Source organism: Cellvibrio fontiphilus (assembly GCF_042646205.1).
Classification (GTDB): domain Bacteria; phylum Pseudomonadota; class Gammaproteobacteria; order Pseudomonadales; family Cellvibrionaceae; genus Cellvibrio; species Cellvibrio fontiphilus_A.
On the sequence record NZ_JBHRTF010000004.1, the window covers coordinates 1,148,806 to 1,167,913 of the forward strand.

Below are 19,108 nucleotides of genomic sequence, written 5' to 3' on the forward strand. Positions count from 1 at the left end.
TGATCCCCGGAAACAAAAAAGGCAGCTCGTGTGAGCTGCCTTTTTCGATCTTTTTACGCCTTAAGCGGTTTGTATTTCATCCGCTTCGGCTGTGAATCATGCCCCTTACGTTTGACGAAATCCTCGTGATATTCCGTGTAGTTGCCTTCAAAGAAAACAATATCGGAATCGCCTTCGTAGGCGAGGATATGGGTAGCAATACGGTCGAGGAACCAGCGGTCGTGCGAGATCACCAGTACGCAGCCGGGGAAGGCGAGGATCGCATCTTCCAAGGCGCGCAGGGTTTCGATGTCCAGGTCGTTTGAGGGTTCGTCGAGCAGCAATACGTTGGCGCCTTGCTTCAAGGTGTTGGCCAAATGCAAACGGCCGCGCTCACCACCGGAGAGTTCGCCCACACGTTTTTGTTGGTCAGAACCTTTGAAGTTAAAACGGCCCACATAGGAGCGTGAGTTCACTTCGTAGTTGCCAATCTTCAGCACATCCAAACCATCGGATACCGCTTCCCACACTGACTTTTTGTCGTCCAGGTTTTCGCGGCTCTGTTCAACGTAGGCGACTTTAACGGTATCGCCGATAGTCACAGTACCGCTATCGGGTTGTTCAGTGCCGGCGATCATACGGAACAGGGTAGATTTACCCGCACCGTTACCACCCACAATACCCACGACCGCGCCTTTAGGAATGCTCAGCGACAGGTTGTCGATCAACAGGCGGTCGCCATAGCCTTTGCTGACGTTTTCCAGCACTATGACCTTATCGCCCAGGCGCTCACCCGGCGGAATGTAGATCTCGTTAGTTTCGTTACGCGCCTGGAATTCTTGCGATTGCAATTCATCAAAGCGTGCCAGACGCGCCTTGCTCTTGGCTTGGCGGCCTTTGGGGTTTTGGCGCACCCACTCCAATTCGGTTTTCAGCGCTTTTTGGTGCGCAGCTTCAGCGCGCTGCTCCTGCTCCAAACGGGCATCTTTCTGCTCCAGCCAGCTGGTGTAGTTGCCCTCGTAGGGAATGCCGTGGCCGCGGTCGAGTTCCAGAATCCAACCGGCCGCGTTATCAAGGAAGTAGCGGTCGTGGGTAATCGCCACTACGGTGCCGCTGAAGTTGTGGAGGAACTGCTCCAACCAATAAACCGATTCCGCATCCAAGTGGTTGGTGGGTTCGTCCAGCAGCAGCATATCGGGGCGGGACAAGAGCAGGCGGCACAGCGCCACACGGCGGCGCTCACCACCGGAGAGTTTGGTTACATCGGCATCCCATGGCGGCAGGCGCAGGGCGTCGGCGGCAACTTCCAAGGTGTGCTGCAGGTTGTGGGCATCCCAGGCTTGGATGATGTCTTCACACTTGGCTTGCTTCTTGGCCAGCTCGTCAAAGTCGGCATCGGGTTCGGCGTAGGCGGCGTAGATAGCATCCAGTTCGGCCAGTGCATCCACAGCTTCGCGCACACCGTCTTGCACGTTGCCCAGCACATCTTTCGTGGGATCGAGTTGCGGTTCCTGTGGCAGGTAGCCGATTTTGATGCCCGGCATAGGGCGGGCTTCGCCGTTAAAATCCTGATCCACGCCAGCCATGATGCGCAACAGGGTGGATTTACCTGAGCCGTTCAGGCCGAGCACACCAATCTTGGCGCCGGGGAAAAACGACAGGGAGATGTCCTTTAAAATTTCACGCTTGGGCGGCACAACTTTGCCAAGCCGATGCATGCTGTATACGTATTGAGCCATGGGGGCTAGACCTCGGTAAAAAAGGGTTGGCAGCTGCCAACAGGGTGAAAATTCAGCGGGCGTACTATAAAGAATGCATCGCGCTTTTGCCATGAGCCAGGCGCAGTAACTGCAGCTCCGGGCCGGGTATAAATGTTGATTAGCTGCCTCAGTTAATGGGCCGCCTGGTGGTTGAACTTGCCTACTCGGATATTAAATGAGCTGCTACTATGGGCAGTTGTACCCGGGTACCTACAGCGAGATTATTACCACATGGATAAAGAACGGATACTTGAGGAACTTAAAAAGGGCGCCACTTCCTGGAATTACTGGCGAAAACACTACGCACCCGGAGAAATCAATCTTGATGGCGTCGAGCTGCAAGGCTTGAACCTCAGTGAATGCGACCTCTCCAAAGTGTCACTGCGCAGTGCACGAATCAACCATTGCAATTTTAAACATGCGGATTTGATACTGGCGAATTTGCAATTTTCTGATTTACAAAACAACGATTTTTCCAACGCAAAATTAATTGCTACCAATTTTGCACACTGCGACCTCAGCGGTTCGCTGCTGTATCAAGCCAATTTGCTGACAGCCAATACTCGCGAAGCCAGGTTGGAAAATATTGATTTCCGCGGACACGACATCAGCGGCCTTATTTTGCGCGATGTTTCGCTTGCAGGCAGTAATTTAGAGGACCAGAAACTGGCGCGGGTGGATTTGACCAATGCCAATTTATCCGGTGCTAATTTACGCGGTGCTGATTTATCCAATGCGCAGTTATCGGGCGCCTGTTTTAGCAATGCCAATCTGGAAAATACAAGCTTGACCGGTGCGCAATTAAAATCTGCCATGTTGGCGGGAGTTAATCTGCGCCGTATGGATCTGAGTAAGGTCGATTTTACCAGTGCCGATTTGAGTGAGTGTGATTTGCGAGAGGCGAATCTCTCCAAAAGTAAATTAGCCAATGCGTATTTAAATGGTGCCAAATTGTGGAATGCTAATACTGCGAATTGGGTAATCAATAACATTCATTGCACCCATTGTTTTTGGGATAAAGAGGGCAAACAAAAAACGTCTTATCGCGCGCATGAATTTGAGCGTATCTTTGCCGAAGCTATCACCATTGAATTGCGTTACCCCTATCGCCTTGCCGATCACGAACTTGCCACCTTACCCATATTTATTGAACATTTAACCGCGGTGCACTGGGGCACCATTTTGCGTTTAAAGTCCATCAGCGATGTCGCTGGTGGCGCCTTGGTGAAGTTTGTAGTGGAAGAAGCCGGAACTCACAATCCAACAGAATTAAAACAACAACTGCAAGCCGAGGCAGAGCGTATTCAATTGGCGCAATTGATGTTGCGCAACAATACCCAGCTACATTTTCAGCTGAAAGAAAAAGTCGCTGCAATTCGCGAAGAATTTTGGCCGCGTTTATTGGAGCTGGCGGTCGACCATGAGCGTGACCAGGTGCGCAACCTCACCATATTATTCATGGACTTGAAAGGCTTTTCCCGCTGGTCGGAAGGTGAGCTATCGGAAAAGTTATCCCTGTTTCGCGGTTTGGTAAAACCCATCTTGAAAAAGTTTTCCGCCGGGCACCCCAACATGGAAGGTGATTCACTGCGGGTCACCTTTAAAAATGCCACTGCCGGTTTATCCTGCGCCTGCATGATTCGCGATGTGCTCAATGCTGCCGGATTTGAATTGCGTATTGGTGTTGAGTTGGGCGAGGTGTTGGTAGTGCATAACGAAGTGACTGAGGTGCCTGATTTGGAAGGCATGGCAGTCAGTATGGCGGCGCGTATGGAAGCAGCCGCTGAGCCTGGCGAAGTATTGGTGAGCCAGCGGGTAAAACACTATGCGGAACGTAGCGAGTTATTTGAATTTTCACCACGGCATGTACCTTTAAAAAAACCGATTGGCAATTTTGCACAGGGTGAAAACATTGAATGTTTTGCTGTGCAACTGTTAAAAAATAATCGTGAAATGCGGCCGCAATCAGCAGCTATTCCCTTGGTTGATACGGAATAAAAAATGAGTGAGCACAGCAAAACCAAAACCAGTTTTTATCGCCGGATTTATGTTGCCTGGCTAATTGCCCAAGGTGTTAATACTGTTCCAAAAATTATCGCCGCTACCGGCATGCCAAGGCGCACAGCACAGGATACCCTGGCCGCTATCCATGAATTGGCAATTCAATTAGACAATACGGATGGCACTTTTAGCCTGTCCAACTGGGGTGCAGTAAATCCACTGTGGGTGCAAGAGAATATCCCCCAACTTAAAACTGTATTGGAATATCCCTAAACATAAATGTGATGGAGGTTGTTATGAGTACCGATTTTTCCCTGCGTGACCCGTTACCCGGCGTGCTTGAGCAATTTTCACATCGCTGGTCACCCCGTGCATTTACCAAAACAATTGTGGCACCAGACGTGCTCGCACGCATTATCGATGCCGCACGTTTTGCGCCTTCTTGTTTTAATGCACAACCCTGGCGTTTCTATACATCAAATGATTCAACGTTTGCCGATTATTTGGCACTACTGGTAGATGCCAACCAGGTTTGGGCCAAAGAGGCTGCAGTGATTGGTTTTTTGGTGGCGCAAAAGAATTTTGAGCATAACGGTAAACCTAATGCTCACAGCGGGTTTGATTCAGGTGCAGCATGGATGTGTATGGTGTTGCAAGCCCAGCACGAAGGTTTGCACTGCCATGGCATGGCCGGCATCCACAAGGATGCCGCCAAAACTTTTTTTGCGCTGGATGATGCAACCGACGAAGTAATCATGGCTTTTGTGATTGGTAAACAAGGTAGCACCGAAGCTTTACCCGAAGCACTGCGCGCAAAAGAGGTGCCCTCAGCACGTAAAAAGCTGGATGAGATTTGGGTGAAAAAGTAAGCATGTTATAAATACTTATGAACAGGGATGTTTTGTTGTCTTTGCCTGAAGTTGTACTACACTTTCGGCTGAGTTTACGAGACATGAAAAATGAACAGTTTGGATGTAATAGAGCAAGATACATTTATAAGTGCGGCAACTCCGTTGCTGAATCTCATTACTCATATCACCGGACTTAAAACGTCGTTCATCACCACAATTGACTGGCAAACGCAGCAGCAAACTGTGGTGATTGCCCAGAATACGGGCAGCCTGCATATCGAAACCGGTTCGCAAGTAGCCTGGACTGATTCAATGTGCCAACTTATGCTTTCCGAGCAGCTTACCGCAACAACCGAAATACAACTCAGGTTCCCAAACAGTGGCGGAGCATTACAAGGCATGCAGAGCTTTGTTGTACTGCCGATTAAAATTGCCGATCAAATGATTGGTACACTTTGCGGTGCAAGCGATGACAAAGTGGAGCTCGATGTACATCACATAAAAAGTCTTGGCTATATTGCAGATGCACTTGCGTTACAGTTAAAACTCACAATCGATGCTCGTAATGCGCAAGCCAAAGTGGATTCTCTGCGTGATCAGATTGAAAATTTAGCCACCCTTGCCAACACCGATCCACTGACTGGGTTGCTCAATCGTCGTGCCTTCCAACATCGCTATGAATTTGCGATTAAGCTCAGCAAGCGAACTAAACAACCCTTGTCGGTTATGATGATCGATATTGATGGCTTTAAACAATTCAATGATGAGTTTGGTCACGAGACAGGTGATGCTGTTATTAAAATCGTGGGTGATGGGCTTAAACATATTGCGCGCAGTACAGATATCCCTTGTCGTGTGGGTGGCGATGAATTTATTCTCGCTGCGCTCAATACCGACAGTGAGGGTTTGACGCAATTGGCTGAGCGCTTGTGTGAGTACGTCAAACAGCATAGTGACAAGCTACAGCGCTCTTGCTCGATCAGTATAGGAATTGCCTCTTCAACTCATGGCGCCGCTGAGGAGTTGATTCGTTTTGCGGATGAAGCCCTGTATATGAGTAAAGCTGGTGGTCGCGATGCTATTAGCGTTTATCAGCCGGATTAATATTTATTTTTAGCACCCAAAAACGCCATCAAAGTTGCTCTTTAATGGCGTTTTTTATTGTGTAAAACCAGAGTGTGAATTTATATAAATTTAAAGTGATATTTAGCAATAATGATTGTCGCCGCTAGGTTCATTGATGCTAGGGGTGGTTTGTAAATATTTTTTTAATCGATCTTCGCTATGAGTTTTAAACGAACAGCCTGATATTGATTAATAATCGTTTGTACGTCTGTATGAGGTCTTGTTTGCATTCGTTGGTAGTGAGCTATAGTTTTTTCCAGATAGGAATACGCTATTAATTGCTGGTTAGGGCTTTCTGTACTCCAGATGTCTTCTCCAACAGGGGTGATTGATCTTATCGAGCTGTCATGTATAGGGTTGGTCGATATTAATAAAATTTCATAAAATCGATGGTTTTCCTCTACTAAAACTTCTCGTTGTAAATGACAGCGATATTTTATTAGTGTTTCTCTAAGCCGGAAGTTGTGAAGCACCGGACAAAGTAGAAAATCCAGCTCCATGTGCGGGTACAGGGTATATATTTTAGTGATCATCTCGATCATTAAATCGCCTCCAATACCGGCAATAATGATCAATTGTTTTCCCGTATACCGATCTATTGGTAATGTGGCTATATCTTGGCAATGGGTGTGCCATTGCGATGGTGCGCTGTTTTTTTCTGATGTTGATTCCTGCGGAAAGAACTGTTTGAGTTTGTTCTCTAATCGCTCCATCAGTGCGGGCACTATATCGACAAAATGAATGTGTGGTGCTGCTTTACGAGTGAGCAGAGATGCACCTAATAAGCCATGATCGCAACAACAATCCCATATGTGTTCATAACCATCTTGCACCATGGATTCAATTTGGCTCAGTCGTTTTCCCAGTTTCATAATTTATGCTTTAGTGTGCTTTGTGCTAGCAAGGTTAAAGTTTCCTGGCATAGCTTTCTGCTTCTGCCATTAGGATGTTGGACTTTCTCAAACGAAACCCCTCTTTTTCTGCAATTGCTTTTTGCAATCGATCCAGTCTGAAACAGCGTGGTGCATCTTTTTCTATATCCCAAGCGAGTATGTACCAAACTGGCCAGTTCAAGAACAGATAGTGTGGTTCTATGCGGCGTTTGGTGTGGTTTTTTTTCTCGTCTGAATACTCGATGTAAAGTGTTTTCTGCTCGAAGAAAGCAGTGCTGACTTCTCGTGTTGTGATATTGCTGGTAATTGTTTGGTAATTACTGGTGACAACTTCAGAGGCTAATTCGCCAATCAGTAACCGCTCGCGAATTTTTTTAACCCTGGCTTGTTGTTCAGAGGGAAAGCTGGAAAATATTTTGTGTTTAACACTGTTTAAATGATTGAGAAATATGGGCGAGTTGAGTTTCTCCATAATTGCAATGGAAAGTAGAAGGTCGATGACTTCCTGATAATTCAGTTGTAAACGGCCAATTCCCCAATGTTTATATAAGCGGACGCCACCGCCGCGACCAGCCTCTGTTTCTATGGGGTAGCCACGCTGTTTGAGCAGATCCAAATCGCGCAGCAGTGTACGTCGGCTCACGGCCAGTGACACTGCTAAGTCATCAACCCTATGGCTGTCTGCAGATCGCAAAAGACCAATTAATTGGTCGTGTCGATCTATCTGGGAATAGCGGTTGTTTTTACCCATCCAAAACTCCAATATTTGGTGCCGTATTTTGGCACCTTTTTTATTAGCATGGAAACACGGGTAAGCCGAAGATAAGGAGGATATGACAAATGTACTTCACAATTAAAAAAGCCGCAGTATGGATACTGCTCCTTAGTTTTCATATTGCCATTGTATGGGCGCAGGTTAGCGATGAAGTTGATTACCAGCAGCGACAATTCGAAGAGTTGAATATATTAACGCTGGTTGATACAGCGAAAGGTAAGGTTGATTCTTGGTGTGAGTATCTTTTTTGTGGTGGGTAAACTATGCAGCCAGTGGCTTTGTGTCTCACCTTTCATCACCAACAGACTGCCGTGTTCGAGAGTAATATTTACTGTGTGTTTGGTTTTTTTATGTTTAAACGAAAACTTACGCGCGGCTCCCAAACTCAAGGAAGCTATTGCACCATTTCTTTTTAGTGCGGTTTCGGCATCGCTGTGCCAAGCCATTCCTTCATCGCCAGAGTGATACAGGTTCAACAAACAGGAATTGTAAGTTTCCTTACTGCTGGCCTCGATGAATTGTTTTAACTCTTGTAGTTCTTGAATCCAGGGCAGCGCGGTTTTGGTTGTTCCCGAATAACTATAGCGAAAAGCCGCATCGGCATACCAGGCGACCTTACGCTTGGTGATGATTTCTTTTCCCATAATTATGGCGCGATCATTTTCCCAGCAGATTTTTGCCAATAATTGCTGGAAATAGGTGTCGGCGGCATCAGGCGGAATAACGTTTCCGTAATAAATGGCTTCACCGTCGAAGGGTAAAATATTGAAAGGCGCCGTCAAATAGTTATCGAATAGATCCATTGATTAATCCGCTAATAATTCAGCTGTTAAGTCGCCTGACGATTGGGTTGGTAAGGTCTTGCATAGCTGTGACGCTTCCCAACCGATCATGGCGGATTTGCGTGTTTCACCCCACATATATCCACCCAAGCGCCCGCTGGCTTGTATCACCCTATGGCAGGGAATTAAATAAGCTATAGGGTTGCTGCCAATAGCGGTGCCCACAGCACGAGCGGCTCTTGGTGAGGTAATGCTCTTTGCTATATCTCCATAAGTTGCCAGATTTCCCATTGGAATTTTCAGCAAACTTTCCCACACTTTTAATTGAAAAGGTGTGGCCGATAGATGCAGTTTTATCTGTGCAGGTTGATGCCAGCCCTGCTGGAAAAAACGGACTGCTTGTTGTTGATGGTCATCAGTGCCGTTTTCCAGTTTTGCATTGGGAAAATAAAGAGTGAGATTTTTAATTGCCTGTTCCTTGTGGCTGGCAAAAAATAAATGGCAGATCCCTTTTGGTGTTGATGCAATGATGAAGTCACCAAATTGGCTGGTGCCAAAGCTGTAACGAATAGTCAAACCTGCACCCCCCTGTTTGAATTCTCCCGGGGTCATAGCTTCGATATTCACAAATAAATCGTGCAGTCTGCCGGTGCCCGACAAGCCGCTTGCCAACGCGGTTTCCAGCAAACTACTGTTCTGGCTTTTCAGTAGGGATTTGGCGTATTGCAGGGTGAGGTATTGGGTAAATTTTTTGGGGCTTACACCCGCCCATTCGCTAAATAACTTTTGGAAGTGAGAGGGGCTCAGCTTTACTGCGGTGGCAATCTCTTCCAGTGAGGGCTGGGCGTGGAGGTTATCTTTAATGTAGTGAATGGCGGCTTCGATGCGCGCGTAATCGAGTTCTTGCTGCATCATACTCAGGGCTCCACAAGTTGTTGCTCTATACGAGTGTCCAGTATGAATAAGTTGTTCTCATGATACGACCCGATTCTTGCGGTGGTTGTGCCACTTTATCGTCGTGCAAATAAAAGGCCCCGCGAGCTTTCACTGGCGGGGCCTTTTATTGCCTTTGCTAAAACTTATTTAGCAGCGGCAGCTTTCTTTTCTTTCTCTTTGGCGATTACTGCTTCAGCCACGTTAGCGGGGCATGGAGCGTAGTGATCGAATTCCATTGAGAATTGACCGCGACCAGAGGTCATGGTGCGCAGGTGGCTGATGTAACCAAACATTTCTGACAGCGGAACCTGAGCCTTGATACGTACGCCGGTAGCGCCTGAGTCTTGGCCATTAATCATACCGCGACGACGGTTCAAGTCACCGATAACATCACCTACGTGATCTTCTGGAGTGAACACGTCTACCTTCATGATTGGCTCCAACAATTGTGGGCCAGCTTTAGGCATGGATTGACGGAATGCGCCTTTTGCAGCGATTTCAAACGCGATTGCAGAGGAGTCTACGGCGTGGAAGCCACCGTCAAACAATTCTACTTCTACGTCCAATACCGGGAAGCCAGCCAATGGGCCAGTGCCCATCATGCCTTCAAAGCCTTTCTCAATGGCAGGGTAGAATTCTTTTGGAACGCTACCACCCACAACGGTAGTGGTGAACTTGAAGCCAGAGTTCGGCTCGCCTGGACGGATGCGGTAATCGATCTTACCGTACTGACCAGAACCACCCGATTGCTTCTTGTGGGTGTAAGAGTCTTCGATCTCGCGAGTAATGGTTTCGCGGTAGGCTACTTGTGGTTGACCAACGTTCAGCTCAACACCGTAGGTGCGCTTCATGATGTCCACTTTAATATCCAGGTGCAGCTCACCCATACCTTTAAGGATGGTTTCGCCTGAGTCTTGATCGGTCTCTACACGGAAAGTTGGGTCCTCTGACACCAGCTTGCCAATGGCGGTAGCCATTTTCTCGATCATGCTCTTGTCTTTTGGCGTTACCGCGATAGAAATTACTGGCTCAGGGAATACCATTGGTTCCAAAGTACAAGGAGTTTTTGGATCACATAGGGTGTGGCCGGTTTGTACGTTCTTCAAACCAATCAGCGCGATAATGTCACCGGCTTGTGCAGTGGTCAGATCGGTACGGTCGTTAGCGTGCATTTCCACCATGCGGCCAACACGTTCGGTTTTGCCGGTGAAGGAGTTGAGGATGGTATCGCCTTTGTTCAGTACGCCTGAGTAGATGCGCACAAAGGTCAGGGCGCCGAAACGGTCGTCCATGATTTTGAACGCCAGTGCGCGGAAAGGCTCGTCAGCAGAAACGATAGCGTAGTTACCAGTTTCGTTACCTTCTTCGTCAGTCAAAGGCTGTGGGTTAACCTCGGTTGGGTTTGGCAGGTAATCCACTACCGCGTCCAACAGGAGTTGCATGCCTTTGTTTTTGAAGGCAGAACCACAGAAGGTTGGGAAGAATGCCAGCTCGCGGGTACCCTTACGGATACAACGCTTGATGTCTTCGATAGATGGCTGCTCGCCTTCCATGTAAGCCATCAGCAGGTCGTCGTCCATTTCTACCGCATTTTCAACCATTTGGTCGCGGTACATTTCAACATCGTCAACCATGTCGGCAGGGATGTCGGTAACTTTGTAGTTTTCTGGAATGCCAGAGTCATCCCACACGTAAGCTTGACGGTTCAGCAGGTCTACCACACCTACGAAGGTGTCTTCGCGGCCGATAGGCAGAGTCATGATCAGCGGCTTGGCGCCCAGTACTTTTTTAACTTGATCAGTTACGCGCAGGAAGTCAGCACCAATACGGTCCAGCTTGTTAACGAAAATCAAACGAGCAACTTTAGAATCGTTCGCATAGCGCCAGTTGGTTTCTGACTGCGGCTCTACACCACCAGAACCACAGAATACGCCGATACCGCCGTCCAGTACTTTCAATGAACGGTACACTTCTACGGTGAAGTCAACGTGTCCGGGGGTGTCGATAACGTTGAAACGGTGACCTTTCCAGAAACAGCTCACAGCTGCTGACTGGATGGTAATACCACGTTCAGCTTCCTGCACCATAAAGTCGGTGGTCGATTCACCTTCGTGAACTTCGCCGAGTTTGTGGATTTTACCGGTGAGTTTGAGGATACGTTCGGTGGTAGTGGTTTTGCCGGCGTCAACGTGAGCGAAGATACCGATGTTTCTGTAAAGGGATAAGTCAGCCATAGGACTCTCTTAATGTTATGCAAGGTTAGAAAAGCAGGGTTTGAAAATAGCGGCGTAATATACAGGAACTTGTCCCAAAATGCCCAAAGAAAAAGGAGCCTAGACGGCTCCTTTTACACTTTTAAGTCAAGCCATTAGTTTTTTCAGTACAAGTAACGGCTATTTGACTGACTTCTTACTCAATATAGGTCTCTATGCTTGGGCAAGAACACACCAAATTGCGGTCGCCGTAGACGTTGTCGATGCGGTTGACGCTTGGCCAGACTTTGTGGTTTTTCAACCATGCGGCGGGGCGGCCGGCGACCTCGCGTGAATAGGCGCGTGTCCAGTTGGCTTCAATCACATCGTCTTGGGTGTGTGGCGCGTTGTGCAGTGCGCTGGCTTCGGCGGCGATTTCACCGTTGATCACCTGGTCAATTTCCGCGCGAATAATCAGCATCGCCTCGATGAATTTATCCAATTCTGCTTTGGATTCCGATTCGGTCGGTTCGATCATCAAAGTGCCGGCAACCGGGAAGGACATGGTCGGCGCGTGGAAGCCGAAGTCCATCAAACGCTTGGCGATATCTTCCTCGCTGATACCACTGGCTTCTTTTAAGGGGCGCAAATCCAACAGGCATTCATGCGCAACAAAACCATTGGTGCCTTTGTAGAGAATCGGGTAGGCCGATTCGAGTTTTTTGGCAACATAGTTGGCATTCAGCATGGCGTATTCAGTGGCTTGGCGCATGCCCACGGCGCCCATCATTTTAATGTACATCCAGCTGATAGGTAGGATGCTGGCCGAGCCCCAAGGGGCAGCTGAAATGGTGCCGTTGCTCAGTTCGGTGCCTGGCACTGCTTGTACCGGGTGGGACGCGAGGAAGGGCTCCAAGTGTTTGCCCACGCCGATGGGGCCCATGCCGGGGCCGCCGCCGCCATGGGGAATACAGAAGGTTTTGTGCAGGTTGAGGTGAGATACATCGCCGCCGAATTTGCCCGGTGCGGCAACACCTACCAGTGCGTTCATATTGGCGCCGTCGATATACACCTGACCGCCCACCGCATGCACCATGTCGCACAGCTGGGTAATGCCTTCCTCAAACACCCCGTGGGTAGAGGGGTAGGTCACCATGATGCAGGCGATTTGGTCGCCGTAGGTAGCAATCTTGTCGGCCAAGTCTGTGAGGTCAACGTTACCTTTGCTGTCGCAGGCGACCACCACCACTTTGTAGCTCACCATCTGTGCCGAGGCGGGGTTGGTGCCGTGGGCGGAAGCGGGGATCAAACATATATCGCGCTGGGTTTCGCCTTTGCTTTCAAAGTATTTTTTAATCGCCACGAGGCCGGCGTATTCACCTTGTGAGCCGGCATTGGGTTGCAGGCTGATGGCATCGTAGCCAGTACAAGCCTTGAGCATCTCCTGCAATTCTTCAAATAACGCTTTATAACCCTGCGCCTGATCAATGGGCGCGAAGGGGTGGAGTTTGCCAAATTCCGGCCAGGTCACCGGAATCATCTCGGCGGTGGCGTTGAGTTTCATGGTGCAGGAACCGAGTGGAATCATGGCTTGGTTCAGGGCGATATCGCGCGACTCCAAACGCTTCAGGTAGCGCAGCATTTCGGTTTCACTGTGATAGCTGTTGAACACCGGGTGTGACAGCACCGCATCGCTGCGCAGCAGGTTGGCAGGGATCGCATGACTGGCGGTGAGGTTTTTGCCAGCGCTGACTTGTTCGTCCAGCGCTTCGATTTCCACACCGGTCACACCAAACACGGCTAACAACTGCTCCAGGTCTGCCGCCGAGGTAGTTTCATTCAGGCTGATGCCCAAGGAATCGCTGCCTACCAAGCGCAGGTTAATTTCAGCAGCCAGTGCTGCCTGGTAAATCGCTTTTTGGTTATCGCCCACATTGACGGTGATGGTGTCAAAGAACTGGCTGTTGGCAATGCCAAAACCCTTGGCTTTAAGCGCGGCAGCGGCAATAGCGGTGAGGCGATGAATGCGGTTGGCGATGCGCTTTAAACCCTCGGGGCCGTGGTAGATGGCGTAGAACACGCTCATCACCGCCAGCAAAACCTGTGAGGTACAAATATTGGAGTTGGCTTTTTCGCGGCGAATATGTTGCTCGCGGGTTTGCATGGCCATACGCAGGGCTTGCTTGCCGCGGGTGTCGATGGAGACACCGATAATGCGGCCGGGCGCTGAACGCTTGTAGGCATCGCGGAAGGCAAAGAAGCCGGCGTGGGGGCCGCCGAAGCCCATGGGTACACCAAAGCGCTGGTTGGTGCCTATTACTACATCGGCACCCATAGCGCCAGGGGATTTGAGCAGCATTAGTGCCATGGGGTCAGAGGCCACAGTCACTAGCGCATTGTTGTTGTGCGCGGTGTCGATGATGGAAGTTAAGTCGCGAATCTGACCGCTGGAACCCGGGTAGGAGAGCAGGGCGCCAAAATAGTCGCCCGCCGCCAGTTGTTCTATAGGCGCAACTTCTACCTCAAAGCCAAAGTGTTCAGCGCGGGTTTTTACTACCGCGATGGTTTGTGGGTGGGTATCGGCATCCACAAAAAACACATCGGATTTGCTCTTTTTATTCTGGCGTTTGCACATAGCCATGGCTTCTGCCGCGGCGGTGCCTTCATCCAGCATGGAGGCGTTGGCCATGTCCATGCCGGTCAGGTCGATAATCATTTGTTGGTAATTGAGCAGCGCTTCCAAACGGCCTTGAGCAATTTCTGGCTGGTAGGGAGTATAGGCGGTGTACCAACCTGGGTTCTCAAGCACATTGCGCAACACCACATGGGGTACGTGGGTGTCGTGGTAACCCATGCCAATGTAGCTTTTGAAAACCTTGTTTTTGCTGGCGATGGCTTTTAATTGCGCCAGTGCATTGGCCTCGGTGACTGCCTCGCCCAGCGCCATTTCGCCCTTGAGGCGGATATTGTCCGGCACAGTTTTATCGATCAACTCCTTGACGGAACCCAGCCCCAAAGTGGCTAGCATAGCGGCGGTTTGACGGTCATCCGGCCCGATATGACGCTGCACAAACTCGTCGTTATAAGACAAAACCGAAAGGGAAGCTGAACGAAAATCAACTGACATAAAAGCTCTCTGTGATTGGAAATCAAACAATAAAAAGGCGGGAGATTCGATGGCTGCAGGTTGCCTGCTTAAAAAGGCGGCAATGGTATCAATTTGGGGCTGGTCGGGCAATCGAACCACGGCGCGTGGTAGCTGGTGAAAACAGAAGTGTTCTGCAACCCGAGGGTATATACGTAAAAAAGCCGATGCTGGTGCATCGGCTGAATTGGGAGAGCAACAGAAGGGAAATAGAAGAACAATAAAAATAGATTATGTGATGCTAACTACTCGCTTTTGGCGGCATAGTTAGCAAGCGGATGCTCGTTCATTTCATAAATGCGAATCCAGTCATACTGGGTCACCATGGGGTAGGTGTTGTGCTTTTTATTACCGCCGAAAACATCCTGAATCTCATCGTTGGGTATCCAGAAATTCATCATGAGTGACGTCAGGTTATCTGGAATAGGGGTAGGTTTTTTCTGCCCAGGCGCGCATTCGGGTTTACAGTCCAGCTCGCTTTGATCAAGGGTTTTGACCAGCTTGCCGTCCACGTACCACTTGATGAAGCTGGGTGTCCATTCGATGGCAAAGACGCGCCAGTCGTCCACTGGGCCTACTTCGATTTTGTCCTCCCACGCGCCCCACTCACGGGTGGCTACCCAGTTGGGCGTGTCCAAACCATAAATCAGGTTAGCTTGAAACTTATCGGGGCGGCCGCCTTCCAATTCGATATCAATCTCTTCCCACTCGCGCGGCGAGCCGCTATTTACATAGGTAAAGAGTGACGAAATATAACCACTGGCGGTGGTACGTGCAGGTGCTTTCATGCGAGTTTCAAAACGGCCGTATTTGATGGATTTCTCTGGGGCGGTACGCAGTTCGCCGCAAGAGTAGTCGTAGGCACGCTTGTTCTGTTGATGATCTTCTGACCAGCTGGCGGGTACTTTTTCTTTGTTGACGATAAGGTTCAATACCCCATCGCGAATAGTAACGCCCTGCGGGGTAAAGCGACAATCGGATTCATGCCCTACAGCACCATCCCCCTTACGCCATAAGTTGTTGTCCAGCGTGTTAAAACGCTCGTCCACCTTGAGGGTATAGCCGGCATATTCGCCGGTATAACCGGGGTAGGTAATCAGGCTCTCTTCACTGTGGGCATGCATACCAAGGCTGGCAATGAACCAGAAAGTGAGGTGTTGCAGGTACTTATTGTTCTGGGCTTTGGTCATGAGTTCCTCGTCAATTGATCAGCCGTCGGATGTTGAAGTAGCTTTGGTGAATTTATGGTTGCACAGGGTTCATGAAAATGTGTGCCAGTTTGGGCTGGCTTTTAAACATGGGATATTTGCACAAAACTGGTACACAAGTACCACATATGACAACTACTTTAGCTGCTAAGCTCCATAAAGTGGCACAGCGCTGATATGCGGGATAGTTAACCAGGCTAGCAGCAGAGTTCCTGTGCAAATATCACTCTAGTAAAGGAGTTGTTATGGCCAGCATAAAAACGCACCAACTCAATTTTCTTGGCGCAGCCCAGGAGGTGACAGGTTCTTGTCATTTAGTGGAGACCGGTGGCAAACGTTACCTCTTGGATTGTGGAATCTTGCAGGGTGAAGAGGGTGAAGATCAAAAGTTTGACTTCGATCCTGCAGCGATTGATGCGGTGATACTGTCCCATGCTCATCTGGATCACAGCGGCCGTCTGCCACGGTTGGTGCGTGGTGGATTTCGTGGCAGCATCCACTGCACCGAAGGAACCGCGCGGTTGTTGCCCATTCTATTAAAAGATGCGCTCAGCCTTTACTTGCGCGACCTGGATTATGAAAACCTGCGCCGAGAGCGAGCCGGGCATGAGTTGTTGAGGCCCGAGTACGATGATCTGGATGTTGAGCGCACTTTAGACCTTTGTGAGCCTGTTAACTATGGTGTTACCCAAGCCGTTGGGCCTGGGCTAAAACTGCTATTCCATGATGCTGGCCATATTCTTGGGTCGGCGATAGTGGAGTTGCACATGGGGCAGGGAGATACCGCGAGGACCCTGGTGTTCTCCGGTGATTTGGGTAACCCGGATACCTCCCTCATGCCAGAGCCAACCCAATTGCGTCATGCGGATGTGGTTGTTATGGAGGGGACTTATGGAGATCGCAATCATCGCTCTTTTGACGACACCATCGTCGAGTTTGAACAGGTGCTGGCACAAGCAGCGGCAGACGGCGGTAATATCCTCATACCAGCATTTGCCATAGGCCGAACCCAGGAGTTGCTATTTCAACTAGGCCTTATGTATCACCAAGGCAAATTAAATGGTTGGCGCGTTTATTTGGATAGCCCCATGGGAGGCGCCGTTACCGAGGTGTATGACCAAATGTGCCATGACTGGCACGCTCGGGATCGGGCTTTGATGAGCGAGTATCGCAGCCGTACCCTTAGTGAATTTCTCCCCTGTCTGACTATTACCGCAAGCGTAGAAGAATCGATTGCGCTTAATCGGGTGAAAAGCGGTGCCATTATCATTGCTGGTAGTGGTATGTGTACCGGTGGGCGGATTCGCCATCACTTTAAACATCGCCTCTGGCAAAAGAATACCCACGTTGTTTTTGTCGGCTTCCAGGCTCAAGGCACTCTGGGGCGGATCCTGGTCAACGGAGTTAAAAAGATCAAACTATTTGGCCAGGAAATTATGGTTCGCGCCAAAATTCATACCTTGGGCGGCTTTTCCGCACACGCCGGTCAACAGCAGCTATTGAATTGGGCTGCGGCTTTTACTTCAAATCCGCGTTTTTATCTGGTTCACGGAGAACCCGAAGCATTACAAACCCTGGCAAAAGCGCTCTGGTCGCAACATCAGATTGAGGCTGTGGTTGCAACCCGCGGCTCAGGTGTGCATTTCTAGCTCGCTAGTGATACTTGGGCGGGCTGCCCCAAGAAGATACTGCCTTGATGTAGTTAGGCCTGTTATGATTCCGGCCCATCGAGTCATTCATAATAACTGTGCCACGCTGCGCTTATGTATCACGAATTTTTTGGGTTGAAAGAACCTGCCTTCTCAATCGCTGTAAACCCGCGCTATCTCTTTATGAGCGACCAGCACAGGGAGGCCTTGGCTCACTTGCTTTACGGCATTCAAAACGGTGGTTTTGTGATGCTCACAGGCGAAGTCGGAACGGGTAAAACAACGATTGTTCGCTGCTTGCTGGAGCAGCTGCCAGACAATACCGACATAGCGATTATCCTCAACCCCACCGCTAATGCGCCGGAATTGCTGTCCACCATCTGTGATGAGTTGGGGGTTAGTTACATTGATGATGAGTTAACGGTAAAAAATCTCACCGATGCACTCAATGTTTTTTTGCTCAACAACCACCGCAAAGGGCGTAAGACGGTGCTCCTGATTGATGAGGCGCAACTGCTCAGGGTGCCCGTCCTGGAGCAAATTCGACTGCTCACCAACCTTGAAACCACCACAGAAAAACTCTTGCAGATCATGCTGGTGGGACAGCCTGAATTAAAGAAATTACTGGCGCGCCCGGCGCTGCGCCAGCTTTCCCAGCGGATCACCGCACGCTTTCATTTGGAAGCGCTGACGCCAGCCGAGACCAAGGCGTACATCCATCACCGCCTCAAAATAGCCGGCTTACCGGATCACCAGCGCCCTTTTAGCGATAACATCATTAGGGAAATCCATAGCTTCAGCGGCGGTATCCCCCGGCTAATCAATGTGCTTTGCGAGCGTCTTTTGCTGGGTGCTTATGCACAAAATCAACATGTAATCGATAAACGCATTTTTGCTGCCGCTGCAAAAGAGGTGGCCGGTACCGCAACACAGGAAGAGGAAAAGATAGCTGCAGCGCGCACTTCATGGCATGCGCTTTTGGTTGGTGTACTGGCACTGGTTATGGCGGGTGTCTGGTTTTTGTTGCCCGATGATCCGTCGAATCCCGCTTTGCCCACAGCTGAGGCGCAGGCGCAAATTGCTCCTTCAATCACATCCAGCTCAGCCATAAGTGCATCTTCAGCAGCTGTTGTGGTAGAGGCCTTACCTCCGGCGTCCTCTGTCGTTGCTATGGCGACGCGCGATATGGTCGCTGCACAATTGGTTTTATTCGATTACCTTGCCATCACAATAGATGACAGGATGAACCCCTGTTTGTCATCGGTAACTGCTAATTACAGTTGCGAAAAAGCGCGTCTCTCGTCATGGGATGAATTGAAGGATGTGAACCGCCCCGGCTTAATGACCTTGGCCACTGATGATAAAAAATGGGTTTACCTACTAGTCGTTGGGCTGAGTGAAAACTACTTGCTAGTCATTGAAAACGGTGTGGAAAAAATTGTGCCTTGGAGCGATGTCGCACCAGTATGGACGGGCGATTTTGTTTATGTCTGGTCGCGCCCGCAAGGTTTTGATAAAAGTCTGCAGCTAGGCGATAAAAGTGATCTGGTGACTTGGGTTGCAGAGCAATTTGCGCGTCTGGATCAGCAACCGGCGCCTTTGACTCGCCAGTTCTTTACCGAAAAATTGAAAAAACGCGTAGAACTATTCCAGCGCACCCAAAATATTCTTCCCGATGGGGTGATTGGTGCGCAAACCCTGCGTCGTTTAAATGAAGTGCTGGGGGTCGATAAACTCCTGGTTCCGTTGGATGAACAAAAGATCCCTGCGCTCCTGGAGTCGCAGGTGACAGATAGCCAAGGGCTCTAGTGG

Annotated in this window: 14 protein-coding genes; 6 read left to right on the top strand and 8 right to left on the bottom strand. The window is 49.5% G+C overall.

The annotated features are described in order from the left end of the window. Nucleotides 1-53 precede the first annotated feature (53 nt). A complete protein-coding gene (gene ettA, locus ACFODX_RS13430; protein ID WP_378119937.1) occupies nucleotides 54-1,718 on the bottom strand; it encodes an energy-dependent translational throttle protein EttA in 1,665 nt (554 codons plus the stop codon). Between the two features lie 252 nt (nucleotides 1,719-1,970). Between ettA and ACFODX_RS13435 the strand changes: the two genes are divergently transcribed. The 4 genes from ACFODX_RS13435 (at nucleotide 1,971) to ACFODX_RS13450 (ending at nucleotide 5,695) form a co-directional block, all read left to right on the top strand. Beyond that, nucleotides 1,971-3,737: a pentapeptide repeat-containing protein gene (locus tag ACFODX_RS13435; RefSeq protein ID WP_378119939.1), complete on the top strand. Its 1,767-nt coding sequence runs from the start codon at nucleotides 1,971-1,973 to the stop codon at nucleotides 3,735-3,737. Nucleotides 3,738-3,740: 3 nt separating this feature from the next. Beyond that, nucleotides 3,741-4,013 carry a helix-turn-helix domain-containing protein gene (locus ACFODX_RS13440; protein WP_378119941.1) on the top strand — a complete coding sequence of 91 codons (273 nt, stop codon included), beginning with the start codon at nucleotides 3,741-3,743 and terminating at the stop codon, nucleotides 4,011-4,013. A gap of 23 nt (nucleotides 4,014-4,036) precedes the next feature. Continuing rightward, on the top strand, nucleotides 4,037-4,609 hold the full coding sequence (locus ACFODX_RS13445) for a nitroreductase family protein (protein WP_378119943.1): 573 nt from the start codon (nucleotides 4,037-4,039) through the stop codon (nucleotides 4,607-4,609). Between the two features lie 90 nt (nucleotides 4,610-4,699). After that, nucleotides 4,700-5,695, top strand: a complete 996-nt coding sequence (locus ACFODX_RS13450) for a GGDEF domain-containing protein (RefSeq protein ID WP_378119945.1) — start codon at nucleotides 4,700-4,702, stop codon at nucleotides 5,693-5,695. A gap of 164 nt (nucleotides 5,696-5,859) precedes the next feature. Here ACFODX_RS13450 and ACFODX_RS13455 read toward each other — a convergent pair whose 3' ends face one another. The 7 genes from ACFODX_RS13455 to ACFODX_RS13485 all read right to left on the bottom strand — a co-directional run bounded on the left by ACFODX_RS13455 (nucleotide 5,860) and on the right by ACFODX_RS13485 (nucleotide 15,629). After that, entirely contained in the window at nucleotides 5,860-6,588 is a 729-nt protein-coding gene (locus ACFODX_RS13455; protein ID WP_378119947.1) for a tRNA (adenine(22)-N(1))-methyltransferase, read from the bottom strand. Between the two features lie 34 nt (nucleotides 6,589-6,622). Further along, the gene (locus tag ACFODX_RS13460) at nucleotides 6,623-7,360 is read right to left on the bottom strand and encodes a helix-turn-helix transcriptional regulator (protein WP_378119949.1); all 738 of its coding nucleotides are present in this window, start codon (nucleotides 7,358-7,360) and stop codon (nucleotides 6,623-6,625) included. A 215-nt stretch (nucleotides 7,361-7,575) separates the two neighbouring features. Further along, the gene (locus ACFODX_RS13465) at nucleotides 7,576-8,187 is read right to left on the bottom strand and encodes an alpha-ketoglutarate-dependent dioxygenase AlkB family protein (protein ID WP_378119951.1); all 612 of its coding nucleotides are present in this window, start codon (nucleotides 8,185-8,187) and stop codon (nucleotides 7,576-7,578) included. A 3-nt stretch (nucleotides 8,188-8,190) separates the two neighbouring features. Then, nucleotides 8,191-9,081, bottom strand: a complete 891-nt coding sequence (locus ACFODX_RS13470; RefSeq protein WP_378119953.1) for a bifunctional helix-turn-helix domain-containing protein/methylated-DNA--[protein]-cysteine S-methyltransferase — start codon at nucleotides 9,079-9,081, stop codon at nucleotides 8,191-8,193. Nucleotides 9,082-9,245: 164 nt separating this feature from the next. Then, nucleotides 9,246-11,336, bottom strand: a complete 2,091-nt coding sequence (gene fusA, locus ACFODX_RS13475; RefSeq protein WP_378119955.1) for an elongation factor G — start codon at nucleotides 11,334-11,336, stop codon at nucleotides 9,246-9,248. Nucleotides 11,337-11,511: 175 nt separating this feature from the next. Next, complete coding sequence (gcvP, locus tag ACFODX_RS13480; protein ID WP_378119957.1) at nucleotides 11,512-14,421, bottom strand: aminomethyl-transferring glycine dehydrogenase; 2,910 nt, start codon at nucleotides 14,419-14,421, stop codon at nucleotides 11,512-11,514. A 263-nt stretch (nucleotides 14,422-14,684) separates the two neighbouring features. Continuing rightward, a complete protein-coding gene (locus ACFODX_RS13485) occupies nucleotides 14,685-15,629 on the bottom strand; it encodes a glycoside hydrolase family 16 protein (protein WP_378119960.1) in 945 nt (314 codons plus the stop codon). Nucleotides 15,630-15,892: 263 nt separating this feature from the next. Between ACFODX_RS13485 and ACFODX_RS13490 the strand changes: the two genes are divergently transcribed. Together ACFODX_RS13490 and ACFODX_RS13495 are read left to right on the top strand one after the other, a co-directional pair. Next, nucleotides 15,893-17,296 carry an MBL fold metallo-hydrolase RNA specificity domain-containing protein gene (locus ACFODX_RS13490; RefSeq protein ID WP_378119962.1) on the top strand — a complete coding sequence of 468 codons (1,404 nt, stop codon included), beginning with the start codon at nucleotides 15,893-15,895 and terminating at the stop codon, nucleotides 17,294-17,296. A 114-nt stretch (nucleotides 17,297-17,410) separates the two neighbouring features. Further along, nucleotides 17,411-19,105, top strand: a complete 1,695-nt coding sequence (locus tag ACFODX_RS13495) for an ExeA family protein (protein WP_378119964.1) — start codon at nucleotides 17,411-17,413, stop codon at nucleotides 19,103-19,105. The last annotated feature ends 3 nt before the right edge of the window (nucleotides 19,106-19,108 follow it).